This window comes from Pontixanthobacter luteolus, from assembly GCF_009828095.1.
In the GTDB taxonomy this organism is placed as follows: Bacteria; Pseudomonadota; Alphaproteobacteria; order Sphingomonadales; family Sphingomonadaceae; genus Pontixanthobacter; species Pontixanthobacter luteolus.
Map to the genome: position 1 here is coordinate 878,384 of NZ_WTYP01000001.1, position 23,681 is coordinate 902,064.

The 23,681-nt window shown below is 57.9% G+C and carries 22 protein-coding genes; 13 read left to right on the plus strand and 9 right to left on the minus strand.

The features are described 5' to 3' along the window. Nucleotides 1-13 precede the first annotated feature (13 nt). Together GRI43_RS04175 and GRI43_RS04180 are read left to right on the plus strand one after the other, a co-directional pair. Nucleotides 14-667 (plus strand): hypothetical protein, encoded by a 654-nt coding sequence (locus tag GRI43_RS04175; protein ID WP_160729811.1) that lies wholly within the window; start codon nucleotides 14-16, stop codon nucleotides 665-667. Between the two features lie 29 nt (nucleotides 668-696). After that, a complete protein-coding gene (locus tag GRI43_RS04180) occupies nucleotides 697-1,164 on the plus strand; it encodes an EF-hand domain-containing protein (RefSeq protein ID WP_160729812.1) in 468 nt (155 codons plus the stop codon). 3 nt (nucleotides 1,165-1,167) lie between these two features. Here the strand turns inward: GRI43_RS04180 and trmFO are convergent, their stop codons facing one another. Then, nucleotides 1,168-2,520: a methylenetetrahydrofolate--tRNA-(uracil(54)-C(5))-methyltransferase (FADH(2)-oxidizing) TrmFO gene (gene trmFO / locus GRI43_RS04185; protein WP_160729813.1), complete on the minus strand. Its 1,353-nt coding sequence runs from the start codon at nucleotides 2,518-2,520 to the stop codon at nucleotides 1,168-1,170. A 62-nt stretch (nucleotides 2,521-2,582) separates the two neighbouring features. Between trmFO and GRI43_RS04190 the strand changes: the two genes are divergently transcribed. After that, the gene (locus tag GRI43_RS04190; RefSeq protein ID WP_160729814.1) at nucleotides 2,583-3,236 is read left to right on the plus strand and encodes a lysoplasmalogenase family protein; all 654 of its coding nucleotides are present in this window, start codon (nucleotides 2,583-2,585) and stop codon (nucleotides 3,234-3,236) included. On the opposite strand, the gene GRI43_RS04195 is transcribed toward GRI43_RS04190, so the two are convergent. Beyond that, nucleotides 3,233-4,075 (minus strand): TauD/TfdA dioxygenase family protein, encoded by an 843-nt coding sequence (locus GRI43_RS04195; protein ID WP_202391585.1) that lies wholly within the window; start codon nucleotides 4,073-4,075, stop codon nucleotides 3,233-3,235. The genes GRI43_RS04190 and GRI43_RS04195 overlap by 4 nt on opposite strands. Continuing rightward, the gene (gyrA, locus tag GRI43_RS04200; RefSeq protein WP_235903602.1) at nucleotides 4,072-6,858 is read right to left on the minus strand and encodes a DNA gyrase subunit A; all 2,787 of its coding nucleotides are present in this window, start codon (nucleotides 6,856-6,858) and stop codon (nucleotides 4,072-4,074) included. Before gyrA ends, GRI43_RS04195 begins: the two co-directional genes overlap by 4 nt. Nucleotides 6,859-7,165: 307 nt before the next feature. Here gyrA and GRI43_RS04205 point away from each other — a divergent pair, with 307 nt between their 5' ends. Continuing rightward, on the plus strand, nucleotides 7,166-8,494 hold the full coding sequence (locus GRI43_RS04205; RefSeq protein WP_160729816.1) for a hypothetical protein: 1,329 nt from the start codon (nucleotides 7,166-7,168) through the stop codon (nucleotides 8,492-8,494). A 61-nt stretch (nucleotides 8,495-8,555) separates the two neighbouring features. Here GRI43_RS04205 and GRI43_RS04210 read toward each other — a convergent pair whose 3' ends face one another. Further along, nucleotides 8,556-9,266 carry an NYN domain-containing protein gene (locus GRI43_RS04210; protein WP_160729817.1) on the minus strand — a complete coding sequence of 237 codons (711 nt, stop codon included), beginning with the start codon at nucleotides 9,264-9,266 and terminating at the stop codon, nucleotides 8,556-8,558. Nucleotides 9,267-9,289: 23 nt separating this feature from the next. Next, complete coding sequence (locus tag GRI43_RS04215) at nucleotides 9,290-9,943, minus strand: carbonic anhydrase (protein ID WP_160729818.1); 654 nt, start codon at nucleotides 9,941-9,943, stop codon at nucleotides 9,290-9,292. Nucleotides 9,944-10,001: 58 nt separating this feature from the next. On the opposite strand from GRI43_RS04215, the gene lipA reads away from it, so the two are divergent. Both lipA and GRI43_RS04225 read left to right on the plus strand, forming a co-directional pair. Next, complete coding sequence (lipA, locus tag GRI43_RS04220) at nucleotides 10,002-10,955, plus strand: lipoyl synthase (protein ID WP_160729819.1); 954 nt, start codon at nucleotides 10,002-10,004, stop codon at nucleotides 10,953-10,955. After that, entirely contained in the window at nucleotides 10,955-11,416 is a 462-nt protein-coding gene (locus tag GRI43_RS04225) for a type II toxin-antitoxin system RatA family toxin (RefSeq protein WP_160729820.1), read from the plus strand. Before lipA ends, GRI43_RS04225 begins: the two co-directional genes overlap by 1 nt. On the opposite strand, the gene GRI43_RS04230 is transcribed toward GRI43_RS04225, so the two are convergent. From GRI43_RS04230 to GRI43_RS04240, 3 genes are read right to left on the minus strand one after another with little or no spacing between them, the layout of a single operon-like run. Continuing rightward, nucleotides 11,377-11,877: a CinA family protein gene (locus GRI43_RS04230; RefSeq protein WP_160729821.1), complete on the minus strand. Its 501-nt coding sequence runs from the start codon at nucleotides 11,875-11,877 to the stop codon at nucleotides 11,377-11,379. The genes GRI43_RS04225 and GRI43_RS04230 overlap by 40 nt on opposite strands. After that, complete coding sequence (locus GRI43_RS04235; RefSeq protein WP_160729822.1) at nucleotides 11,874-12,410, minus strand: hypothetical protein; 537 nt, start codon at nucleotides 12,408-12,410, stop codon at nucleotides 11,874-11,876. The genes GRI43_RS04230 and GRI43_RS04235 overlap by 4 nt, the downstream gene beginning before the upstream one ends. 9 nt (nucleotides 12,411-12,419) lie before the next feature. Continuing rightward, the gene (locus GRI43_RS04240) at nucleotides 12,420-13,568 is read right to left on the minus strand and encodes a bifunctional 2-C-methyl-D-erythritol 4-phosphate cytidylyltransferase/2-C-methyl-D-erythritol 2,4-cyclodiphosphate synthase (protein ID WP_160729823.1); all 1,149 of its coding nucleotides are present in this window, start codon (nucleotides 13,566-13,568) and stop codon (nucleotides 12,420-12,422) included. Between the two features lie 76 nt (nucleotides 13,569-13,644). Between GRI43_RS04240 and dusB the strand changes: the two genes are divergently transcribed. From dusB to hflX, 7 genes are all read left to right on the plus strand, one after another. After that, a complete protein-coding gene (gene dusB, locus GRI43_RS04245) occupies nucleotides 13,645-14,661 on the plus strand; it encodes a tRNA dihydrouridine synthase DusB (protein ID WP_160730629.1) in 1,017 nt (338 codons plus the stop codon). Between the two features lie 2 nt (nucleotides 14,662-14,663). Continuing rightward, nucleotides 14,664-15,746: a two-component system sensor histidine kinase NtrB gene (locus GRI43_RS04250; protein ID WP_160729824.1), complete on the plus strand. Its 1,083-nt coding sequence runs from the start codon at nucleotides 14,664-14,666 to the stop codon at nucleotides 15,744-15,746. Nucleotides 15,747-15,752: 6 nt separating this feature from the next. Beyond that, a complete protein-coding gene (locus tag GRI43_RS04255) occupies nucleotides 15,753-17,162 on the plus strand; it encodes a sigma-54-dependent transcriptional regulator (protein ID WP_160729825.1) in 1,410 nt (469 codons plus the stop codon). 77 nt (nucleotides 17,163-17,239) lie between these two features. Next, a complete protein-coding gene (locus GRI43_RS04260) occupies nucleotides 17,240-19,450 on the plus strand; it encodes a sensor histidine kinase (protein ID WP_160729826.1) in 2,211 nt (736 codons plus the stop codon). Between the two features lie 49 nt (nucleotides 19,451-19,499). Next, nucleotides 19,500-20,882: a nitrogen assimilation response regulator NtrX gene (ntrX, locus tag GRI43_RS04265; RefSeq protein ID WP_160729827.1), complete on the plus strand. Its 1,383-nt coding sequence runs from the start codon at nucleotides 19,500-19,502 to the stop codon at nucleotides 20,880-20,882. A gap of 147 nt (nucleotides 20,883-21,029) precedes the next feature. Further along, nucleotides 21,030-21,569 (plus strand): RNA chaperone Hfq, encoded by a 540-nt coding sequence (hfq, locus tag GRI43_RS04270; RefSeq protein ID WP_160729828.1) that lies wholly within the window; start codon nucleotides 21,030-21,032, stop codon nucleotides 21,567-21,569. After that, the gene (hflX, locus tag GRI43_RS04275) at nucleotides 21,566-22,888 is read left to right on the plus strand and encodes a GTPase HflX (protein ID WP_160730630.1); all 1,323 of its coding nucleotides are present in this window, start codon (nucleotides 21,566-21,568) and stop codon (nucleotides 22,886-22,888) included. The genes hfq and hflX overlap by 4 nt, the downstream gene beginning before the upstream one ends. Here hflX and mazG read toward each other — a convergent pair. Next, nucleotides 22,877-23,665, minus strand: coding sequence for a nucleoside triphosphate pyrophosphohydrolase (gene mazG / locus GRI43_RS04280; RefSeq protein ID WP_160729829.1), 789 nt, complete (start codon nucleotides 23,663-23,665; stop codon nucleotides 22,877-22,879). The two genes, hflX and mazG, sit on opposite strands and share 12 nt — an antisense overlap. Between the last annotated feature and the right edge of the window lie 16 nt (nucleotides 23,666-23,681).

Below are 23,681 nucleotides of genomic sequence, written 5' to 3' on the forward strand. Positions count from 1 at the left end.
AACAGAGCGCGCCATGAATTCGGATCAACTTCCCCTGTCTCAATCGCTCGCGCTGGCACATGCTGGTACTCGGGTAAGGCAAGTGTTGGCTCCTTTCTTCGAATTGGATCGCCGCCTTTCGCAATTTGTCAGCCAGGCCAAGGAACCGATGCTGGCTCAGATGCGGATCGCATGGTGGCGGGACCAACTGGGCAAGAAAGCGGAAGATCGGCCAGCCGGCGATCCGGTTCTGGCGCAGCTTACCGCGCACTGGGCGGGCGAGGAAGTCGCCTTGCAGTGTCTCGCAGACGGATGGGAAGCTCTACTGGCAGAACCGCCATTGCCCAGCAGCGCCGCCAATGACTTTGCGACCGGCCGTGCGGCATGCTTTGCGGCCGTCGCCCGTCTCTCCGGCAATCAAGATCACGCATCGAAAGCATACAGCGCCGGCCAGCGGTGGGCTCTCGCCGACCTTGCCGCACGGGTGAGCGACGGGGATGAACGCGCCTTCGTACTTGAACAGGCAGAGGGGGCAGGGCGCGCGCCCTCCCGAATGCCCTTTGCCTTGCGTTCGATTGCGATCCTCGACCGGTTGGCTATCCGTTCACTGGCACAGGGCGGTTCCGAGCTTATTCGCGGACGTAGTGAAATCCTTTTGATTACAAGACTTGGATTGTTCGGTCGCTAGTATAGAGTTGCCGCCTGAAAGGGGTGGCGATGAACAGGATGTTACTTGGCGGGCTCGGCGCGTTACTACTGGTCAGTCTTGGGCTTTTCTGGTGGCAGGGCAGGGCGCAGGTAGAAGAAGCAGCGCCGCCGCCTGAGCCTGTCGAACAGGTCGATGCTGGCGATACCGACACATTGCCGACTGCCGATGTTGGCGACATGCAGGGCCCAACCCCGCCGGAAGCGACCGAGCTTTCTCGCGAGCAGCGCCGGTTCTTCCGTTACGACCGCAACCGCGATCTCAAGATTTCGCGCAACGAGATGCTTTCCACCCGCTCGGATGCTTTCCGTAAACTCGATAAAGACGGCAATAACCTGCTAACCTTCGAGGAATGGGCGGTGGCAACAGCCACCCGGTTCGATGGTGCCGACGCGAATGGCGACCGGGAACTGACTGCTGAAGAGTTCGCTACGACCCGGCCGAAACCGAAACGCAAGAAGCCAGCTTGCCGTTGTTGACAGCTACGCTGGTGCCAATTCCATCCGGCTGAGCCACTTGCCGAAATCGTCCTTTGCCCGGTTGGTATAGGCTTCCTTGCGCTGCTTCTTTTTCACGTCGTGCAGCGGCGGAAAAAGACCGAAATTGACGTTCATCGGTTGATACGTTTCCGCTTCGGCATCGCCCGTGATGTGCGATAGAAGGGCGCCCATCGCGCTAGTTGCCGGTGGCGCTTCCCACGGACGATCCGCAAGGTCTGCCGCGGCCATCAGGCCGGTGAGCAATCCGACGGTTGCGCTTTCCACATACCCTTCGCAGCCGGTGATCTGGCCAGCAAAGCGGATGTGCGGCGCGGATTTGAGGCGCATCTGGCGATCAAGCACCAGCGGCGAATTGAGGAAGGTGTTGCGGTGCAATCCCCCCAATCGCGCAAATTCAGCGTTCTCCAGCCCCGGGATGGTCCGGAAAAGCTCCACCTGGGCGCCGTGTTTGAGCTTGGTCTGGAAACCGACCATATTCCACAAGGTGCCCAGCTTGTTGTCCTGCCGCAACTGAACCACCGCATGGGGCCAGCGCCCTTGGGGGAATTCCGGTGTGGTGTCTCTGGGATTATCCAGCCCGACGGGTTTCATTGGGCCAAACCGGAGCGTGTCTACGCCGCGTGATGCCATCACTTCGATTGGCATACAGCCTTCAAAGTATGGCGTGTTGGATTCCCACTCCTTGAATTCGGTCTTGTCCCCGTCGAGCAAACCCTGATGGAATGCGAGATATTGGTCCTTGGTCATCGGACAGTTGATGTAATCCTTGCCATCGCCTTTGTCCCAGCGCGACTGGAACCAGCAAATATCCATGTCGATGCTTTCACGGTGCACGATTGGCGCGATCGCATCGAAGAAAGCCAGCCGGTCCTGACCGGTGGCAGCTACGATGCTCTCGGCGAGCGAGGCAGCGGTAAGCGGCCCGGTGGCGACGATGGTCAGCCCGCTTTCAGGCAATGCGTCGACACGTTCCCGAACTACGGTGACGTTCGGGTGCTCCATCAAGATACGTTCGACATTGGCTGAGAATGCGTCGCGGTCGACTGCCATCGCCGATCCTGCAGGCACGCGGGCATCTTCACCGGCGGCCATGATTATGGAGTCGAGGCGGCGCAATTCATGATGCAGCAGGCCCACCGCATTGCGCTCATCATCGTCAGAGCGAAAGCTGTTCGAGCAGACAAGCTCGGCCAGCCCGTCAGTCTGGTGGGCCGGTGTCATATCCCCGCCGCCGCGCATTTCTGAGATGCGAACTTTCGCGCCGCGCTGCGCCAGCTGCCAGGCAGCTTCGCTCCCGGCGAGGCCGCCGCCAATTATGTGTACATCATGGGTCATTGCGCGCACCTAGTGCTTGCTTGGCCACTTCATCAAGTCCACAAATGCCGCCGGAGGATTTTATGCCGAAACGGGCACTTGTTGAACACAGACCCTGGCTAGCTGCGAGCGTGCTCGCGGCGGTCGCATATTACTTCCTTCGATCGGAGCCGCTGAGCGATGGCTTGCTGGTCAGCCTGAAGGGGGCCGGCGCCGCATTGCTCGCTGTTTATGCGTGGCAAAGATGCGGGGTACGTGATGCCAAGATCCTGTCGCTTGTCATGGCGCTGTCGGCGCTGGGCGATGTGTTGATCGAATACAGTCTGGAATATGGCGGGGGTGCGTTTTTCCTCTCCCATCTCGCCGCGATGACGCTCTATCTCGGCAATCGGCGTGAACATCCGACATCATCACAAAAAACCGCAGCTGCCGCCCTTTTGCTCCTGACGCCGCTGGTCTGCTGGTTGCTGTCACGCGACCTGGGCATCACCTTTTACGGGCTTTCGCTTGGCGGAATGGCTGCAACTGCGTGGATGAGCCGTTTTTCCCGTTACCGCGTCGGCTTGGGCGCGCTCTTGTTCGTCGTGTCGGACTGGCTGATATTTGCGAGGATCGGTTACCCGTCCGGTGCCGCGATCTACGCGCTATTGATCTGGCCGCTTTATTACGCTGGCCAGTTTCTAATTGCGACCGGCGTGGTGCAAACGCTCAGGAAAGAACTCGACGCGGAGAATTAAGCGGCGGGCGGGGCAGCGATGGTCGTGCGGTGTAACTCTCTGCGGTGGCCTTCATAGCCGTCTGTCGCCTTGTGCAGAACGCAGCGGTTGTCCCACATGATCAGCATGCCGCTCTGCCATTTATGGCGATAGACAAATTCATCGCGTGATTGCCACTCGAGCAATTCCGTCAGCAGGGCAAACGCATCTGCATCGGACATACCCTCAATGCCGACAATGTATCCTGCGCAGCTAAAGAAACCTTCCTCGCCGGTCTCGGGATGATTGATGATCAATGGATGGGTCTGTGTGGCCATCGCGCTTTCATCTGGCCGGATCGCCATGCTTCGGCCTTTGTCGTTCTTCCCGTAAAAGCCATCAGGCGAATATGCGCCGCGGGCACTGTGGATCGCCGTCAGAGTACGTAGGTAGTTCTTGCGATCATCAGGAAGGGCGGCAAATGCAGCCGTCTGGTTCACGAACAGCGTGTCGCCACCGACTGGCGGGATGTCGATTGCCGAAAGGCAGGTTCCGGACGGTGGAACAGCAAGGAAACTCCAGTCGCTGTGCCAATTTTCTGCAAATAGCGGTGACGTCTCGTCCTTCTCCCGAAGAATTGCCGCGATGTTGGTGCGGCCAGGAATCGGTTCGAAGAACGGGTCATCGCCAAACCCTCCCATCTCCAGCGTGAAGCGCTCAAGCGCATCATCATCGAGGTTCTGCTCGGGAAAGGCCAAGACCTTGTGTGCGAGCCATGCAGCGCGAATTTCCGCCAACACCGACGGCTCAACTGGATGTGAAAGGTCGACCCCTGTTACCGATGCGCCGCATGTGGCGCCCGAGGGGTCGACTTTAATCAACTTGCGTCAGGCTCCCCAGGAATGTTGTCGTCGCTATGCGCGGTAGTATGCGGCACGGTTTGTTCGCTATCGCGGCCGACCATTTCTTCTACCACTGCATCCTCCGCTTCATTCTCGGGTGCTTCTTCTTCATCCAGTTTTGCAACACTGACGATTTTTTCTTTATCGTCAACATTGAATAGCCTGACGCCGGCACTGGCCCGGCCAATAACACGCAGAGTGTCGAGGCCGATGCGGATTAGTTTCGCCTGATCGGTGACCAGCATGAGCTGGTCGGACTTGGTCGCCGTGAAGCTGGCGACCACAGGGCCGTTCCGCTTGATATTGTCGATATTGGTGATCCCTTGGCCACCGCGCCCGGCCTTCCGGTATTCGTAGGCAGAGGAAATCTTGCCGTAGCCATTGGCGCAGACCGTCAGCACGAACTGCTCAGCCTCTGCCATTTCGGCATGTTCGGCGGACAGTTCAGGAGCGTCATCGTCGGCTTTCCATGGTGCTACCTTGAGATAGGCATCGCGCTCGTCAGGTGTTGCCGAACCGCCGTGGAGGATAGACAGCGAGACCACGCTGTCATCGTCTTTAAGGCGCATACCGCGGACACCGGTAGAGGTCCGGCTCTGGAATTCGCGAATATCTTCGCCGCCAAAGCGGATTGCCTTGCCTTGTCTGGAGGCGAGCAGGACATCATCGCCAGCCTCGAGCAAAGCAACACCGATCAGGTGGTCTTCGCTTTCGTCGTCAAATCGCATCGCGAACTTTCCGTTCGACGGGATGTTGGCAAATGCGTCCATTGAATTGCGGCGCACGTTGCCTTTCGATGTCGCGAACACAACGTTGAGCGCGCCCCAACTGTCTTCATCCTCGGGCAGCGGCAGGACTGTCTGGATTGTTTCGCCATCCCCGAGCGAAGGGAGGAGGTTGACGATCGGGCGGCCGCGAGTGGTTGGTCCGCCTTCTGGCAGTTTCCAGACTTTCAAGCGGTAAACCTTGCCCGCCGTGGAGAAGAACAGCACCGGATTGTGGGTGCTGGTCACGAACATTTCGCTGACCGCATCCTCGTCTTTCGTTGCCATCCCGGCGCGGCCTTTGCCGCCCCGGTTCTGGGCGCGGAACGTCGAGAGCGGCGTGCGCTTGATGTAGCCGTCGAGTGTGACTGTCACGACCATTTCGTCGCGTTCGATCAGGTCTTCATCTTCGAGGCCGTCCCACGCGGGCGCAATTTCGGTGATGCGCGGCGTGGCGTAGCTTTCGCGGATTTCGACAAGTTCGGCGCGCAAGACGCCGTATAGCTTAACCCGGTCGCCAAGAATGGAGAGGTATGCCTCGATCGAGATCGCGAGTTCTTTCAGCTCGTCACCGATCTCGTCTCGGCCAAGCGCGGTCAGGCGGTGAAGGCGTAGTTCAAGGATCGCCTTAACCTGCCGTTCGGAAAGGCGATAAGTTCCGCCTGCCTGATCGGAATCCGGTTCGATTGCCTCGACCAATTTGATGTACTGGGCAATGTCACCGATCGGCCATTCCTTGGCCCGCAACTTTGCACGTGCTTCTGCCGGATTTGGTGCGCTGCGGATCATGGCAACGACTTCGTCCAGGTTGGACACCGCGACCACCAGGCCAAGCAAGATGTGAGCGCGATCACGCGCTTTGTTCAGTTCGAACTTGGTGCGGCGAGTGATGACCTCTTCGCGGAACTGAATGAACGCCTGAATGATGTCGCGTAGCTTCATCACTTCCGGACGCCCGCCGCGGATGGCGAGCATGTTTGCCGGGAATGAAGACTGGGCAGGGGTGTGCCGCCAGATCTGGTTGAGAACCACTTCGGCAGTCGCGTCGCGTTTCAGGTCGATGACCACGCGAACACCCATCCGGCTTGATTCGTCACGAATGTCGGAAACGCCCTCAATGCGCTTCTCTTTCGCTGCCTCGGCCAGTTTCTCGACCAGATTGGACTTGCCCACCTGATACGGAATCGACGTAAGAATGATGCTTTCGCGGTCGCCGCGCCTAGTCTCGATCTCGTGACGGCAGCGCATGAGGATCGAACCGCGTCCGGTCGTGTATGCGGAACGCGCGCCCGACTGGCCCAGGATCAGCGGGGCCGTGGGGAAATCCGGGCCGGGAATGATTTCGAAAAGTTCTTCCGAGGTGATCCCAGGGTTTTCGATGAAGGCGAGGCATCCATCGATTACTTCGCCAAGATTATGCGGCGGGACATTGGTCGCCATACCAACCGCGATACCGCCGGCACCGTTGACCAGCAGGTTCGGGAAACGGGCAGGAAGAACTGTCGGCTCTTCGCGGGAACCATCGTAGTTTTCCGCGAAATCGACAGTATCCTTGTCGAGATCATCGAGGAGCGAATTGGCCACCTTCGCCAGGCGGGCCTCGGTATAACGCATCGATGCAGGCGGATCGGGGTCCATTGAACCGAAATTGCCCTGACCGTCGATGAGGGGGACACGCAGCGACCAATCCTGCGTCATGCGGGCCAGTGCGTCGTAAATCGCGCTGTCGCCATGCGGGTGATAGTTACCCATCACGTCGCCGACGATTTTTGCCGATTTACGATAGGGGCGGCCAGCAACAAAGCCGCCTTCGTTACTGGCGAACAGGATGCGCCGGTGCACAGGCTTCAGTCCATCGCGAACGTCAGGGAGTGCGCGGCTGACAATTACGCTCATCGCGTAATCGAGGTAGCTCGTCTTCATCTCATCGACGATGTCGATCCGCGAATATTCTTGCGGTGAAGCGGGCGGGGTGATGGTGTCTGTATCGTCGCTCAAGGTATCTCTTTTCCAGGTCAATGAAGCCAGAAGAACTAACCTCGAGAGCCTAGGGGAATGCGCGCCCATCCGCCACTAAACTATGCCCTGCGAAGCCCCGTATTCGAGGGTTTTCCACACTTGCCTAGGATCATCAGGGTAATGGCTGCTTTCAGGGGCGTTCAATGTCCATTCAGCACGCTTCAGCTACCAATTGTTGCAATACGCGGCATGAAACGGCATTGCGCCGTATGTGAGACGTAGTTTCCGCCAGATTGGATTTTCCCCAAGATGGCTTTTTCGAATTTATCAATGGGAGACACCCCTAATGTTTGCAATCGCACGCACAAAACCCTCGCGCCGCACCGGTTCCAGCCTGGCGCTGGCCATTGCGCTCGCCAGTGGCACCGCACTTGGTCTCGTCGCATTCGAAGCGCCGGCCCATGCCGCGAAGAAGAAAAAGAAAGAATCCGCACCAAAGGCGAACTACAGCAAGAATTTCGTGAAGGTTTATCAGACTGTCAACGAGTTGCTGACCGGTGAAAATGCCGACCCCGTGGCAGCCAAGGCTGCTGTGCCGGGCATGCTTGAACAGATTGAAACCGACGATGACAAGCGTCTCGCAGGCAGCGTCCTGTTCAATGTTGGGCGCGAAAATGATGATGTCGCTATGCAGCGTCGTGGTTTCGACATGATGATTGAAAGTGGCAAGGTTGCGGCTACGGAACTGCCGCAGTACCTGGTAAATTCAGGTGAGTTTGCCCGCCAGGCTGGTGACTACGACGCGGCGCGGGCGCGCTTCGCTCAGGCAATTGATGCCGGTTACACCGGGGATCTCGTTTCGGTTGTTGCCAGCACGTACTTTGACAATGACCAGTATGCTGAAGGCGTGAAATATCTTCGTCAGAATATCGACAAGGCGGCGGCCGCTGGAAAGGTGCCTACGGAAATCTGGATCGACGTCGGCTTCTCGGTCGCCTATAATAATGATCTGGTCGAAGACGCCATCGCGCTGTCGATGCAGGCCATCGAATATTACCCGAGTGACAAGAACTGGGCCAACGCTTTCGCTGTCCAGCGCAATACCCTCGATATGTCCGATGACATCACTCTGGATCTGCTCCGACTGGCTGCGGCCAAAGGAGCCCTTTCCAGCGACCGTGACTATTCTGACTATATTCAGGCTGCCGACGCGATCCGCCTTCCGGGCGAAGTTTCGCGCATCCTGAACGAAGCGGTATCGAAAGGCGTGCTGAAGACCTCGGACCCGTTCGTAGCTGAAGCGAAGAGCGCTTCGGAATCGCGCCTCTCCGCCGATCGGGCCGAATTGCCTGCCTACGAGCGCGACGCAAAGAAGCCGGGTGCAAAGCCGGTTGCCGTGAACGTGGCTGCGGATTTGCTTTATTCGTACGGCGAACCAGCCAAGGCTGAAGAGATTTACGCGATCGCAGCAACGCTGCCGGGTCTCGACAGCAACCGCGTGATGACCCGTATGGGCATGGCGCAGGTAGCTCAGGGCAAGTTTGCTGAAGCTAAGGAAACCTTCGCCAAGGTGACCGGAGCGCGCGCTTACGTTGCACGCCTGTGGTCGACCTATGCGGATACGCAGATGGAAGCAGAGCCAGCACTGGATGCGGCTCCAGAAGCCAGCAGCTAATCACAGCTAAAACCAATTGAAGAAGGGCGCGGATTAACTTCCGCGCCCTTTTTTGAGCCTTTTACCGCAGCCGCTTGACGTAAATCTGACCGTTTTCGCGGCGTTCGACCGCAAAATTGGCAATCGATTCAATCAGGTCTATCAGCCGCGAATAGCCATAATTGCGGGTGTCGAAACTGGACCTGTTGCCGGCGCGCTGGCCGACTTCCGACAGCTTTGCATAGCCTTGCTCATCCCGCTTGCTGGCGTTGTAAGCATCGAAAAGCAGGTGAAGCAGGTCGTCATCAAGAGGACCTGATTTTGCAGGCTCTGCTTTCTCTTCCTTCTCTGCCTTTATCAGCGCGTTCACGTCGATAAAACGTGTGCATGCCTCGCGGAAGGCTTCCGGTGTTTTTGCACCGCCAAACCCATAAACCGGATACCCGTCCTGCCGGATACGCATGGCCAGAGGCATGAAATCGCTGTCCGAGCTCATAATCCCGAAACCTTGCACGCGACCACGATAGAGCATGTCCATCGCATCGATGGTCATCTTCATGTCTGTCGCGTTCTTGCCCTTCGTCAGGTCGAATTGCTGCGAAGGTTCGATGCCATATCGGTGCATCCGGTCGATCCAGCCCTTGAGCGAGGTCTTTCGCCAATTGCCGTAAGCCCGCCGGATGTTGACTTGCCCCAGTTCGGCAAGGACGGTCAGGACGGGATCAATACCAGCAGGGCTCGCATTGTCGGCGTCAATCAGGAGCGCGATATTCAGATTGTGTGCTTCAGACATTTGTGTGCTCCGTCCGGCGAAACTCAGGAAGCAGGTACAAAATCGCCAGTGGCTTCATCAAGCAGGTGCAGCACCCCATCGGAAATCGCGAAATATGCCCCCCGCAGCGTTAGCGCGCCGCGTTCTTCCTTCTGCTGCACGCATGGGAAGGTGCGGAGATTTTTGAGGCTGGCTTTTACGGCCGCAAGTTCCATGGCCTTTTCAGCATCGCGGCCAGTGGTACCCATGCTCTCAGCGATCGGGTCACGTACCTCGTCCAGCAGGCCGATCCAGTCAGCGACAAATCCGCCCTGTCCCGGCTCATTGCCATGCAGGTCCTGGGTGAGGGCAGCCTGGCAGCCGCCGCACATCCCGTGGCCCATCACCATTACTTCTGAAACTTTCAGGAATTGTACCGCAAATTCGAGCGCAGCAGATACGCCATGCAAACCGGGTGTTGTTTCGAAGGGAGGCACCATCGCGGCAACATTTCGCACCACGAATATCTGGCCCGGGTCCACATCGAAAATCTGCGCTGGGTCGACGCGGGAATCAGAGCAGGCGATGACCATGGTCTTTGGTGCTTGCCCGTCTTTCAGAGCGCTCCAGCGTTCACGCTCGGAAACCCAGTCATTGTCACGAAATCGGCGATAGCCCTCTAGAAGGCCGTCCAAAGCTGTCTCATGTGTATGTGTCATGGCATAGCAAATGGCCTGCGCCATTGCCTCTGGCAAGTCCCGACACTAAATGGCCCACATGAACGATCTATCGGCAGCACCCGCATCACCCGAAGAACGCGCACCTCGCCAGCGCAAGCCCGACTGGATTCGCGTGAAAGCGCCCGTCAGCAAGGGCTATCACGAGACACGCAAGCTGATGCGCGAATTGAACCTCAATACGGTTTGTGAAGAGGCCGCCTGTCCCAACATTGGCGAATGCTGGACGAAAAAACACGCAACCGTGATGATTCTGGGCGATGTCTGCACGCGGGCCTGCGCATTCTGCAATGTCAAAACCGGTATGCCGCGCATTGTCGACCCGATGGAACCGGAGAATACGGCGATTGCAGCGGGGAAAATGGGCCTCGAGCATATCGTTATCACTTCGGTTGACCGCGACGATCTTCCCGATGGCGGGGCAGGGCAATTCGTAAAAGTGATCAAGGCACTGCGCCGCGAGACGCCAGATACCACAATCGAAATCCTGACCCCTGATTTCCGCGGCAAGATGCGCGCGGCGGTCGAGGCAATCTGCGAAGCAGGGCCAGACGTGTATAATCACAATCTGGAAACCGTGCCGCGTCTTTACCCGACCATCAGGCCAGGTGCACGGTACTATGCGTCGCTTCGCCTCCTCGAAGAAGTCAAAAGCCATGACCCGATGATCTTTACCAAGTCCGGTATCATGCTGGGCTTGGGTGAGCAGCGGTTGGAGGTGCACCAGGTCATGGACGACATGCGTAGCGCCGATATCGATTTCATGACGATGGGCCAGTATCTCCAACCGACACCGAAACACGCGAAGGTGGAGGATTTTGTCACCCCCAAAGCGTTCGACGCATTCGGCGCAATCGCGCGGGCCAAGGGATTTTTGCAGGTTGCTTCGTCACCGCTAACGCGTTCCAGCTATCACGCAGGCGATGATTTCGCGGAAATGAAAGCTGCGCGGGAAGCGAAGCTCGCGAAACAAGCTGCCAAGCAGGGCAACTGATGCCCGGTATCCGAGAAAAACGGATACTGCCCTATAGCGCAGAACAGATGTTCGATCTGGTGGCCGATGTCGCCCGATATCCTGAATTTCTGCCGTGGGTCGTGGCAACCCGGGTGAGGTCGGATTCCGAAAGCGAGATGATCGCAGACATGGTCGTCGGTTTCAAATCGATCCGCGAGAAGTTCACATCAAAGGTCATGAAACATCGGCCGCTCTCGATCACGGTCCATTATGTCGACGGCCCGCTGAGGGATCTGGATAATTCCTGGCAGTTCATGCCGCGGGATGACGGAGGTTGCGAAGTCGATTTTTGCGTTGAGTTCACCTTCAAGAACCGCGTTTTCGAAGCAATGGCAGGTCAGTATTTCGACCGTGCATTTCGCAAGATGATGGCAGCGTTCGAAGCGAGGGCCGCCCAGCTTTACGGCAGCAGCAACTCCAGCGCACAAAGCGTCGCCTGACGGCGAACCTCAGCGCGGCCAACATCGCCGAAGCTTTTCAGTTCACCTTCCGGCTCGCCATTTTCGTCACGCTGCGCGCGTGCGAAAACGACCGTTCCCACCGGCTTAAGATCAGTGCCGCCGCCAGGTCCGGCCACGCCGCTAATCGCAATTGCAACATCGGCATTGCTGTTCTTGAGCGCGCCTTGGGCCATCGCCCAAACGCAGGCAATCGAGACTGCACCGAAGGTTTCGATGATGTCGCTTGCCACGTCCAGGCTCTGCATCTTTGCATCGTTGGAATAGGTTACAAAACCGCGGTCCAGGACTGCCGAAGAACCCGGTATTTCGGTGAGGGCCGCCGCGACCAATCCGCCGGTACAGCTTTCGGCCAAGGCGATCGTGCGGCCTATGGCAGCATTTTCTTCGACCACTCGCTTTGCAAGTGCGTCAATATCAGATGGCAGAAGACCTGCGGTCATTTGGCTTCGTAAGGACAAATTTCAGGGTCCTTTACGCCTGCAAAATCGACCAGCAGGGCAAGGAAACCGCCAACATTCTCTGGCGGGAGAGGCGAGAGCAATTCGACCGTACGCTCGATCTTGCCGCAATCTTTCAATTTGATTTCTTCAGCAATTTTCAGCGAGATTATGCCGTCCACGAAGGGGCGCATGGCCTCCTCCGGCAACGCCGTGAAGATATCTGCATTGGAACTGCTCCCGCTGCCGGAAGAAGCGAATTGTCCCAACAATCTGGCGGCACCCGCCCAGCGCTCATCCTGCTGCGCTGAATACGGCGCGATGAATGACTGGCCTCGGTTCGCGATGAAACCTGTATCGGCGAATTCGCCCGCGCATTTGGAGGTATAGGCATCGTACAGGATCGGCATCGAATAGATCGTCGCATCGACAACATCCGCTTGCTCGACACAGTCTTGCGCCATGGCAATCTGCGGCTGAGCAAGGCAGAGCACGGCGCACAGCGCCCCTGATGCTTTCAACTTGCGATAAGTCATTGTACTTTCCTAAATCCTGATCACGGTTGCGACGGCCTGGGCAGCGATGCCTTCCTGTCGGCCGGTGTATCCAAGTCGTTCTGTGGTAGTGGCTTTCACGCTAACGAATTGCGAGTCAATGCCGAGCAGCCCGGCAATGCGCGATCTCATTGCGTCGCGGTGCGGCCCTATTTTCGGTGCCTCGCAAATGATGGTCAGATCAATGTTGCCCACCTGATAACCCGCCTCTGCCACGAGATCGGCCGCGTGCTGAAGGAACTGATCGGACGAAGCACCTTTCCAGCGATCATCGGAGGGCGGGAAGTGCTGGCCGATGTCGCCTGCGGCAACCGCGCCAAGCATCGCATCGACGATTGCATGCAGCGCGACGTCTGCATCGCTGTGTCCGGACAGGCCATGACTGTGCTCTATCCTGATGCCGCCGAGCCAGAGCTCTTCGCCAGCGACCAGACGGTGGACATCATAACCCATCCCGGTTCGATAAATCGGTGTTTCAGACATGAAATCCTCTGCAAAAGTAAGCTTTTTGAGGGCCTCGTCACCTTCAACATGGGCGACATCGTGCCCGGCCGCCTTGAGCACCTGCGCGTCGTCGCCGGCAGTGGGCGCGCCGGGCCAGCTGCGGTGGGCGGACAGAATGTCGGCAAAGCGGAATGCCTGCGGTGTTTGCACGCGGCGAAGGGTATCACGGTCGGCCGATCCCGCCATCAAGCCGTCTTCATCGATGGAAAGACTGTCCACCACAGGCAAAACGGGGGCAGCGCCCTTGTGCTTTTCAAGAGCCGTGAACAGCCTGTGCAGCACAGCCGGGCGAATTTCGGGCCGGGCAGCATCGTGAACGATGACCCGTTCCGGCGGCTGCTGGGCCAGTGCCTCCAACCCGCGTCGGACCGATTCCTGTCTTGTTTTGCCGCCGACAACGAACCGGGCGGCCGCCACCTCACCAATAGCCTGCTGCGCCAATTCCTCTCCGTTTTCCGGAATGACCAGAATGATGGGATCGGCGCCAGCTGCGGCAAGAGCTTCGACCGAGTGGCGCACCACGGGTTTCCCGCGCCAGTTTGCAAATTGCTTGGGGACCGGCTGCCCGGCGCGGATACCCTTGCCGGCGGCAACGACAATGGCCGCAAAGGGAGGAAATGAATTTGCCTTCGCCATGGCACCGGGCGCTAGCTGCTTGCGTGCAATGCTGCAATGCACTATGCGCTGCCCAAATTTTAGGCACATGACGACAATGACAGATATCCCGACCCCGCCGGCAATGAAGCCCATTCAGATTGGCAGCGTGACAATCGATTGTCCGGTCGTGCTTGCCCCGATGACGGGTGTTACCGATCTGCCGTTTCGTACCCTGGTGCGGCGCTATGGTTCTGGCCTCAACGTGACCGAAATGATCGCGAGCCAGGCGGCCATCCGTGAAACCCGCCAGTCGATCCAGAAGGCGGCGTGGGACCCGACGGAAGAACCGGTTTCCATGCAGCTGGTGGGCTGTGATCCTGTCAGCATGGGTGAAGCTGCCAAGCTGAATGCCGATCGCGGCGCAGAAATAATCGACATCAATTTCGGGTGTCCGGTGCGCAAGGTCACCAACGGCTTGGCGGGGTCTGCCTTGATGCGTGAAGTGCCGCTCGCCACAAAATTGATGGAAGCCACAGTCAAAGCGGTCGACGTGCCGGTGACGGTCAAGATGCGGATGGGCTGGGATCATGACAGCCTGAACGCGCCCGAACTGGCAAAGATTGCCGAAGATCTGGGAGTAAAGATGATTACCGTCCACGGACGGACCCGAAACCAGATGTACAAAGGCTCTGCCGATTGGAGCTTCATCCGCAAGGTAAAGGACGCAGTGTCCATCCCGGTGATCGTCAACGGCGATATCTGCGGCGTTGAAGACAGTGCCAAAGCGCTTGAGCAATCGGGTGCTGACGGATTGATGATCGGACGCGGTGCATACGGCAAACCGTGGCTGCTCGGTCAGGTCATGCATTGGTGGCAGACCGGCGAAACGATCGCCAGCCCCAGTTTTGACGAACAATACGAAGTTCTGGTCGAACACTACAACGGTATGCTGGAGCATTACGGGCGTGAGGTTGGCACCAAGGTCGCGCGCAAGCATCTCGGTTGGTACACCAAGGGAATGCACGGCTCTGCCGAGTTCCGCAATCACGTCAATTTCATTGACGATCCGGAGCAGGTGCTCGGCGAACTGGAGCGTTTCTACACGCCGTTCATGCATCGCCGTGCCGCCTGAAAATGGCGGGCAGCTTGCAGTCCAGCGGTGATGCCGGGGGCATCCCGGATGCCAGGACCCAGATCTCCGGCTTTGTTTTTGCTCTCCTGCTGATCGATCCCGACCTTGTCATCGTTGAGGCTAACCATGCCGCCGAAGATCTGCTTGGCCGCAGCGCAAAACGGCTGATCGGCCAGCAGGTTCGTGACATTCTGCAATTTGCCGATGACAGGATTGCGCAAAGAATGAGCCATGAAGATGCGCAGCTGGTTGCACGCGGTCTGCCGGTCAGCATTGGCGAAAAGACGCGGTTGATCAACCTCACAGTTTCACCGCTGCCCAGTCATCCCGGATGGCGGGTTTGCACCCTGTCTGATGCCGGGCAAGACGACATGAGCCGCAGTGACGAAGCCAGCGCATCGCTCGCAGCGCCCGCCATTCTCGCGCACGAAATCAAAAACCCTCTCGCTGCTATTCGCGGGGCAGGGCAGTTGATCGCGCGCAAGCTTGATGAGGGGGACAAGCGCCTCACAAATATGATTGCCGACGAGGTCGACCGCATCGCGCGGTTGATCGACCGAATGCAGGAACTCGGAAGCAGCAAGCAGGAGCCGCTGGCGCCAGTAAACCTGCATCAGTCGATCCGTAGCGCGATGGCGACAGTGCGAGCAGCAGCAAAGGACCGGGCCGAACTGGTCGAGGAATTCGATCCGTCATTGCCCGATGTTTCCGCCAACAAGGACGCATTGGAACAGGTGCTGATCAACCTGCTGTCAAACGCGGTTGATGCCTGTGAAGGCGCCGAAAGCCCGGAAGTCATGGTTCGAACGCGCTTCGTAAGTGGCCTTGCTGCCAACGTCATGCGCCTTGGCCGTTCGGTGCGTCTCCCGATCGAGGTGACGATTTACGACAACGGTCCGGGTCTAGACCCTGATTTGGGCGATCATATTTTCGAACCTTTCGTGACATCCAAAAAGAATGGTCAGGGGTTGGGGTTGGCGCTGGTCAAGAAACTGGTCGCCGATATGGGCGGCAGGATCAGTTACCGGCGGGATGAAGCGCGCGGGCTGACACTGTTTCGTATCCACTTGGCCCGGGCGGACTAGGAAATCATGAAAGAAATTTTGCTCATTGAAGACGATACTTCAATCGCAACCGTGGTCACTGCCGCGCTGGACGAGGAAGGCTTCGCGGTTACCCATTGCACCAGCATCGAATGCAGGGACGCAAAGCTAGCCAGCCAGTCATTCGCCGTCATGCTGACCGATGTCATGCTGGAGGATGGCGACGGGATCGAAACGCTGGCACCTGTTCGCGAACGATACCCTGAAATGCCGGTCATCATCCTGTCGGCGCAGAACACCTTGGACACTGCGGTTCGCGCAACCGACACCGGGGCGTTCGAGTATTTTCCGAAGCCGTTCGATCTGGACGAACTGGTTCGCGCCGTCGTCCAGGCAGCCGGATCGCGCAGTGATCAGGTGCCTGACATCAGCGAGGCCGGGGATGGGCTGCCGCTGGTCGGCCGAAGCCAAGCCATGCAGGGCGTTTACCGGATGATAACGCGCGTTCTGCGCAACGATCTGACAGTCCTGATCCTTGGCGAATCCGGCACCGGCAAGGAATTGGTCGCCGAGGCTATTCACCAACTTGGGCACCGCAAGAGCGGGCCGTTTGTCGCAGTAAACGCAGCCGCAATTCCGGCTGATCTGATCGAAAGCGAGCTGTTCGGGCACGAGAAGGGCGCGTTTACCGGCGCAATCGCGCAATCAATCGGTAAATTTGAACAGGCCAATGGCGGCACGTTGTTCCTTGATGAAATCGGCGACATGCCGATCGAGGCGCAGACGCGCCTGCTGCGCGCACTGCAATCGGGCCGCATTCGCCGGGTCGGCGGGCGTCAGGAAATCGACATCGATGTGCGTATCGTTGCGGCAACCAACCGTGATCTGAAACCGATGATCGCGTCGGGACGCTTTCGAGAAGACCTGTTTTATCGGTTGGCCGTTGTGCCCGTGGAATTGCCCCCGCTCCGCGAACGCCGCGACGATATCGAAGCGTTGGCGAAACACTTCCTCAAGCTGGCCACTCTGGAGGGGCTGCCTCAGCGGCAGATTTCTTCTGGCGCGCTCGAAATGCTTGAGCAGCAGCCGTGGCCCGGGAACGTGCGGGAACTACGCAACATGATGTACCGCCTCATTTTGCTGGCCCGCGACGATGTGATCGACCGCGATGGAGTGGTCGAAGTGGTTGGCGCGAATACCGCCCCAGCCAACGAAACTGATGATGAAAGCATCGCGCCAGCCTTGCACAAATGGCTGACGCGCGAGAACCCGCCATCCGGAACGATCTATCATTCCGCGCAGGCTGCATTTGAACGTCCTCTGTTCGAGTGGGCGCTGCGGGAAACCGGCGGAAATCAGCTAAAGGCGTCGCGCATTCTCGGGATCAACCGGAATACGCTGCGCAAGAGACTGGTCGATCTTTCCATTGATCCTGAAACATTCGCGCAGAATTCCTGATTCCCGGCGCGGGAGAGAACCGGTTCGGCGAAAAACTTCTTGCACAATTGCAACAGTGACGTTGTAAGAATGCAACGATGGCCGGTTTCGATCAGACGATAGCTCGAAAGAGCCCGCGATGGTGGCGTAGATTTATCGTCGCGTCCCGCCGCGCCAATATCTTTCTGATCCTGGAAATACTTGCTGGCGTCACAATGCTGGCGATGATTGGCGCGACCTACTTCGCATTTTCGAGCGCGCCTCCTGACGGACGATTGCTGCCATCGGGGCAGGTTGCGATCTTGCTGATCGGAACCCTGATCCCGGCCATGTGCCTTCTCGTGCTGTTTGGACGGCGGACAGCCATCCGCCGCGCTGCAGGTAGCACGGCGCGGTTGCACGTGCGGTTGGTGTTTTTCTTTTCTCTGGTTGCTGCGATACCGACGTTGCTCGTCGCGGCATTCGCCGCCTTCCTTTTTCAATCGGGTGTCGACTTCTGGTTTTCGGACAATTCGCGCGGCCTCATGCGCAATGCGAACGAACTGGCGCAAGGATATTACGAGCAGAACCAGCTGCAGGTGGCAAACAACACGATCACGATGGCCGCCGATTTGCGCGCCTATTTCGAACGGGGAACACTGGCAGATCCTGAATTTGCAGAGTTCTACAGCTTGCAAACGCAGGGCAGGGAGTTGAACGAATCCGCGATCCTGCAAAAATTGCCCAGCGGCGAACTGCGCACAGCGGCGGTCCTCAATCTTGGTGCCGGTAACGACCCGCAGGCATTGCCGATGAACACGATCAACCGGATCGAAGAAGGTGAGCCGGTTATTGTGACAGGCGATTCCCAAAGGATCGAAGCAGTTGCTGCAATTGACCGGGAAAGCGGGATATATCTCTACAACGCCCGGAATCCAGAAGCGTTGTCGTTCAAGTCATGGGAAAGCGCCACGGCAATTTCTCAGGCATATCAGGTTCTTACCACGCGGGCGAGAGCGTTGCAGCTGCGGTTCAATCTGGCGCTGTTTTTCGTTTCGCTTGCATTGGTCGGTCTGGCGGTGTGGTTTGCGCTGCGTTTTGCAGATCGTCAGGTCGAGCCCCTGACTGATTTGGTTGCTGCAGCCCGTAAAGTCGGTGCAGGCAATTTCTCACTCAGAGTTGATGGCCGCACCGGTGCGGATGAAATCGGACTCCTCAACCGGGCGTTCAACCGCATGACCGCGCAGATTGAAAAGCAAACCGATGCGTTGGTTGGGGCGAATGAGCAACTCGATCAAAGGCGCGCCTTCGTCGAAGCTTTGCTGGAGTCTGCTTCGGCAGGGATCATTTCAGTGGATCATGATGGTTCGATCCTGCTCATGAACAGCACCGCGCAAAACCTTCTGCTTGAAGGACCGGAGACCGATATAGCGGGGGCTCAGCTTGCCGATATTGCACCGCAAATCGCTGGCCTGCTGGATGCGAAGCTGAAGAATGGCATCGTCAATCATACCAAGGGCAAGGATCTGCTCACGCTCGCGATCAAAATCGCAGAGGCGCCTGAAGGTCAGGTAATTACATTTGAAGATATAACCCGCCAGTTGCTGGACCAACGGCAAGCTGCCTGGTCCGATGTCGCCCGCCGGATTGCGCACGAGATCAAGAATCCGCTAACACCAATTCAGCTCGCGACAGAACGCCTGAAGCGGCGCTATCGCCGGCAGATCGAGATCGATGGTGAACTCTTCGATGACCTGACCAATACGATCGTCCGGCAGGTCGGTGATCTGCGCAAGATGGTCGATGAATTTTCTTCATTTGCACGGCTGCCCAAGCCGGTGTTCCGATCAGAAAACGCCATCGATCTCGCTCGGCAGGCGCTGTTCCTGCAGGAAGTGGCGCATCCACAAGTCGATTTCGGTTTCACGACCGATCTGGACGGTCCGGCTCTCATGGCTTGTGACCGGCATCAGGTCGGCCAGGCACTTACCAACGTTCTCAAGAACGCCGTCGAGGCGGTGGAGGCGAGGGCGGTTGACGCAGAACCGGACTTCCGCGGGCGCATCGCTGTCGAACTTCAGGCTGACGAGGATGAGGTAACGATTGCGGTGGAGGACAACGGCATCGGCCTGCCCAAGGATCGGGAACGGATCGTCGAACCCTATGTCACGACCCGTGACAAGGGGACCGGGCTTGGGCTCGCAATCGTGAAAAAGATTGTCGAAGAGCACGGGGGCGACATGGCGTTTTCCTCTGCCGAAAATGGCGGAACTCGGGTGACCTTGCGGTTTGCTCGCGACCCGCTGACCGCAATGGGCGAAGCTGCATGATGACAATCAACGGGCGGACAGACATGATTACCGGAAAGGAAACTGCGCCATGGCGTTAGACATCCTCGTAGTTGATGACGAACACGATATCAGGGAACTCGTCTCGGGTGTCCTGAGCGACGAAGGCTATGAATGCCGCACCGCCGGAGACAGCACATCCGCCTTGGCTGCAGTCGACGAAAAACGGCCAAGCCTGGTGCTGCTGGATGTGTGGCTACATGGCAGCCAGATGGACGGGCTGGAGGTGCTGGACGCAATCAAGCAGCGCGAGCCGGAATTGCCGGTGATCATTTTCTCCGGCCATGGAAACATCGATACCGCCGTTTCCGCAGTCAGTCGCGGTGCGATGGACTTTATCGAAAAGCCGTTTGAGGCAGAGAGGCTGTTGCTTCTTGTAGAGCGTGCGACTGAAACAGAACGGTTGCGGCGGGAAAACGACCGCCTGCGGCAGGGCTTTACCCGCGGTGAGGAGTTCAACGGTAACTCTGCTGCGATCAATCAGGTGAGGGCGACGCTGAAACGGGTAGCCAGTACCGGCAGCCGAGTGTTGATTAGTGGTCCGGCTGGCGCTGGCAAGGAGGTCGCGGCACGGCTGCTGCACAGTTGGAGCGCGAGGGCCGACAACGCATTCGTCATCGTAAACTCGGCGCGCATCACACCCGAAAGGTTCGAACAGGAGCTGTTTGGCGAGGAGTCGAACGGCAAGCTGGTGCGTCAGGGCCTGCTGGAGGTCGCCGATGGGGGTACGCTGTATCTGGACGAAATCGCGGACATGCCGCTCTCGACACAGGCGCGTATCCTGCGCGTGCTGACAGAACAGAGCTTTGTGAGGGTAGGGGGCACGCGCCAGATTGGCGTCGATGTCCGGGTGGTTTCTTCGACTGCGCGCGATCTTGAAACCGAGATGGAAGAGAAGCGCTTTCGCGAAGACCTGTATTACCGGTTGAACGTGGTCCCCGTGACTGTGCCATCGCTGTCGGAGCGACGGGATGACATTCCCGCATTGGCAGATCACTTTTTCACTAGGCACGCAGCAGAGCAGGGCATCCCCGCACCGCGCCTTTCGGATGAGGCTCTGGCCGCCTTGCAGGCCTATGATTGGCCGGGCAATGTAAGGCAGCTTCGCAATGTCGTGGAGCGGACAATCATCCTTACTCCGCGCGATGAAATCGACACTATCGAGCCGACAATGCTGCCAAGCGAAGTAACCGGCGGAAAGCTGGGCAATGGTGGGGGCATCACCGCTCTCACCGGGGTGCCGCTTCGCGAAGCACGAGAGACGTTCGAGCGCGAATACCTGACGATCCAGATACGCAGGTTCTCCGGAAACATTTCGAAAACGGCGAACTTTATCGGGATGGAACGGTCCGCACTTCACCGAAAACTCAAGCTTCTCGGCATGGGTGATCGCAAGGCAAATGACGCGGATTAAGTTGTTGTCATAAAGCCGTCTTTGAATTCTGATTGAAATCGGCGGCTCAAACACGTATTTTATAAATGGTTTTCGGTTTCGCTGGATTTTTCGGCGTTGCCAGATTGCAGACCAGTTCAGCTGGCTGCCAATAATGGAGATAATGAAATGTCCGAAGGACGCACCCTGTCGGCGCGCGTGACCAAGAAAGAGGTCGAACCGCAAAAACCCGGCAAGCAGACCAATTTGCAAGACGCCTTCCTTAACTTGCTTCGCAAGAACAAGACACCTGTGACCATGTTTCTGGTTAAGGGCGTAAAGTTGCAAGGCATCGTGACGTGGTTCGACAATTTCTCGATACTGCTAAGGCGCGACGGTCAGTCTCAGCTCGTTTACAAGCATGCAATCAGCACGATCATGCCAGGTCAGCCGATGGATGCTGGCCAATTCGCAAGCCAGGACAGCAACCGCAAACAGCGTTTGTTGCAGGATGTTTTCCTGAGCAGTGTGAAAGATGCCGAGGCGCAGGTCACAATGTTCCTTGTGAACGGTGTGATGCTACAGGGTGCGATTGCCGCTTATGATCTTTTCTGCATGCTTCTTGAGCGCGATGGCTTTGTCCAACTCGCTTACAAGCATGCCGTATCCACAATCCAGCCCGACACGCATGTAGACCTGTCGGGCGATTGGGAAGGTGAAGAAGACTGAGCTTCGATGACAATCTGTTAGGCGAGGTTTCCCGCGGTGCGCGGGCCGTCGTCATCTGTCCGGATATCCGCGGTCAGTCCTACGATCTCGATGCGAGTTCGCGGCTTGAGGAAGCGTGCGGGCTTGCGATGGCCATTGGTATCGTAATCGCCAAATCCGTTATCATTCCAATCAGGGATGTAAAACCAAACACTCTGTTCGGGGCGGGACAAGTTCAGAATATCGAGACCGACTGCAATCTCGAGGAGGCCGAACTGGTCATTGTTGACGGTTCGCTGTCCCCGATCCAGCAGCGCAACCTTGAGGAAAAGCTCAAGCGCAAGGTGATCGACCGTACGGGACTGATCCTCGAAATCTTTGGCGAAAGAGCAGCGACGGCAGAGGGGCGTTTGCAAGTCGAACTCGCCCATCTCGACTATCAGCAGAGCCGTTTGGTTCGTAGCTGGACCCACCTGGAACGTCAGCGAGGCGGCTTCGGCTTCCTCGGTGGGCCAGGCGAAACCCAGATCGAGGCCGACCGCCGAATGATCCGCCAGCGCATGGCCCGGCTTCGCAAAGAGCTTGAGCAGGTGCGCAAGACGCGCACATTGCACCGGGAACGGCGGGGGCGGGCACCGTGGCCCATCATTGCTTTGGTTGGCTATACGAACGCAGGCAAATCCACCTTGTTCAACCGGATGACCGGGGCGGAGGTGATGGCCGAAGATCTCCTGTTTGCGACGCTCGATCCGACGATGCGCGCCGTCAGGCTGCCGGGAGTCGAGAAGGCAATTCTTTCCGACACGGTCGGGTTTATCTCGGACCTTCCGACACAGCTCGTGGCTGCATTCCGCGCTACTTTGGAGGAGGTGACGGCTGCCGACGTGATCGTCCATGTGCGCGATATTCATAATCCGGAATCCGGCGCACAGAAATCGCAGGTATTGAGCGTGCTCAGCGACCTCGGCGTTTATGATAGCGAGGATGATGACCCCAGCATTCCAATCGTTGAGGCCTGGAACAAGCTGGACCTTGTGGATGATGACCGGCGCAAAGAGCTGATCGAGATCGCTCAATCGGATAAGGCAATTGTGCCGATTTCAGCCGTAACGGGCGAGGGCGTGGACGAGCTTGTTTCCACCATCGACGCTATCCTGACCGAAGGGGCCAAATCATACCGAATTATGCTTTCCGCGTCCGAGGGGCAGAAAATTGCGTGGCTGCATTCTCATGGTCAGGTGCTTGGTGAAAGCGATGGCGGCGAAAGCGATGAGGGACCTATGCTCGCCATCGACGTTCGGTTGACGCCGAAGGAATATGGCCGCTTTTCAAGCCTCTGATTTTTTGGAGGTCTTCCCGTCAGAGTTCTTTTCGGCTGCTTTGACTGCCTGCCACAGCGCCTCTTGTTCCTGAAGGTTCCGATCGGCGAAACTGCCTTTGGCTAGATGCTCCATCTCACGAAACCTGCGCTCGAATTTGGCATTCGCGCTGCGCAGCGCATCTTCTGGCGCAATTCCATAGGCGCGGACCAGATTGACCGCAGCAAATAACAGATCGCCAGCCTCCTCCGCTCGGTCCGCCGCGCCCGCCTCTTTCAGTTCAGCGAGTTCTTCACGCACCTTGTCCTCTGGGCCTGATGTATCGGGCCAGTCGAAACCGACCCTTGCTGCGCGTTTTTGGAGCTTCTCAGCGCGCAGGAGTGCGGGAAGGGCCGTTGCAACCCCGTCGAGTGCGCTTGTGGCACCCTTGTCCGACCGTTCTTGCTCTTTCAGATCTTCCCAGCGGGCTTCACCCATTGTCCCGTCTTCGTTTCCGAAGATGTGCGGATGGCGGGCTTCCATCTTGTCGGAAATCGCGCGCGCTACATCCTCAAATGCGAAGTGGCCTTCCTCTTCGGCCATTCTGGAATGGAACACGACCTGGAACAACAGATCGCCAAGCTCTCCGCGCAGTTCGTCCATGTCGGCGCGCTCAATCGCATCGGCGACTTCGTAAGCTTCTTCGATGGTATAAGGTGCGATGCTGCTGAAGGTTTGCGCCAAATCCCATTCGCATCCACCGTCAGGATCGCGAAGCTTGGCCATGATCTTGAGAAGGCGGGCCGTCTGGTCGGTCATAAGCACCTACAGGATA

What these genes read in the sequence shown, in the direction of transcription:
- GRI43_RS04175 (WP_160729811.1), top strand. Translation starts at nt 14, where the DNA reads ATGAATTCGGATCAACTTCCCCTGTCTCAATCGCTCGCGCTGGCACAT.
- GRI43_RS04180 (WP_160729812.1), top strand. Translation starts at nt 697, where the DNA reads ATGAACAGGATGTTACTTGGCGGGCTCGGCGCGTTACTACTGGTCAGT.
- trmFO (WP_160729813.1), bottom strand. Translation starts at nt 2,520, where the DNA reads ATGACCCATGATGTACACATAATTGGCGGCGGCCTCGCCGGGAGCGAA.
- GRI43_RS04190 (WP_160729814.1), top strand. Translation starts at nt 2,583, where the DNA reads ATGCCGAAACGGGCACTTGTTGAACACAGACCCTGGCTAGCTGCGAGC.
- GRI43_RS04205 (WP_160729816.1), top strand. Translation starts at nt 7,166, where the DNA reads ATGTTTGCAATCGCACGCACAAAACCCTCGCGCCGCACCGGTTCCAGC.
- GRI43_RS04210 (WP_160729817.1), bottom strand. Translation starts at nt 9,266, where the DNA reads ATGTCTGAAGCACACAATCTGAATATCGCGCTCCTGATTGACGCCGAC.
- GRI43_RS04215 (WP_160729818.1), bottom strand. Translation starts at nt 9,943, where the DNA reads ATGACACATACACATGAGACAGCTTTGGACGGCCTTCTAGAGGGCTAT.
- lipA (WP_160729819.1), top strand. Translation starts at nt 10,002, where the DNA reads ATGAACGATCTATCGGCAGCACCCGCATCACCCGAAGAACGCGCACCT.
- GRI43_RS04225 (WP_160729820.1), top strand. Translation starts at nt 10,955, where the DNA reads ATGCCCGGTATCCGAGAAAAACGGATACTGCCCTATAGCGCAGAACAG.
- GRI43_RS04230 (WP_160729821.1), bottom strand. Translation starts at nt 11,877, where the DNA reads ATGACCGCAGGTCTTCTGCCATCTGATATTGACGCACTTGCAAAGCGA.
- GRI43_RS04235 (WP_160729822.1), bottom strand. Translation starts at nt 12,410, where the DNA reads ATGACTTATCGCAAGTTGAAAGCATCAGGGGCGCTGTGCGCCGTGCTC.
- GRI43_RS04240 (WP_160729823.1), bottom strand. Translation starts at nt 13,568, where the DNA reads ATGGCGAAGGCAAATTCATTTCCTCCCTTTGCGGCCATTGTCGTTGCC.
- dusB (WP_160730629.1), top strand. Translation starts at nt 13,645, where the DNA reads ATGACAGATATCCCGACCCCGCCGGCAATGAAGCCCATTCAGATTGGC.
- GRI43_RS04250 (WP_160729824.1), top strand. Translation starts at nt 14,664, where the DNA reads ATGGCGGGCAGCTTGCAGTCCAGCGGTGATGCCGGGGGCATCCCGGAT.
- GRI43_RS04255 (WP_160729825.1), top strand. Translation starts at nt 15,753, where the DNA reads ATGAAAGAAATTTTGCTCATTGAAGACGATACTTCAATCGCAACCGTG.
- GRI43_RS04260 (WP_160729826.1), top strand. Translation starts at nt 17,240, where the DNA reads ATGGCCGGTTTCGATCAGACGATAGCTCGAAAGAGCCCGCGATGGTGG.
- ntrX (WP_160729827.1), top strand. Translation starts at nt 19,500, where the DNA reads ATGGCGTTAGACATCCTCGTAGTTGATGACGAACACGATATCAGGGAA.
- hfq (WP_160729828.1), top strand. Translation starts at nt 21,030, where the DNA reads ATGTCCGAAGGACGCACCCTGTCGGCGCGCGTGACCAAGAAAGAGGTC.
- mazG (WP_160729829.1), bottom strand. Translation starts at nt 23,665, where the DNA reads ATGACCGACCAGACGGCCCGCCTTCTCAAGATCATGGCCAAGCTTCGC.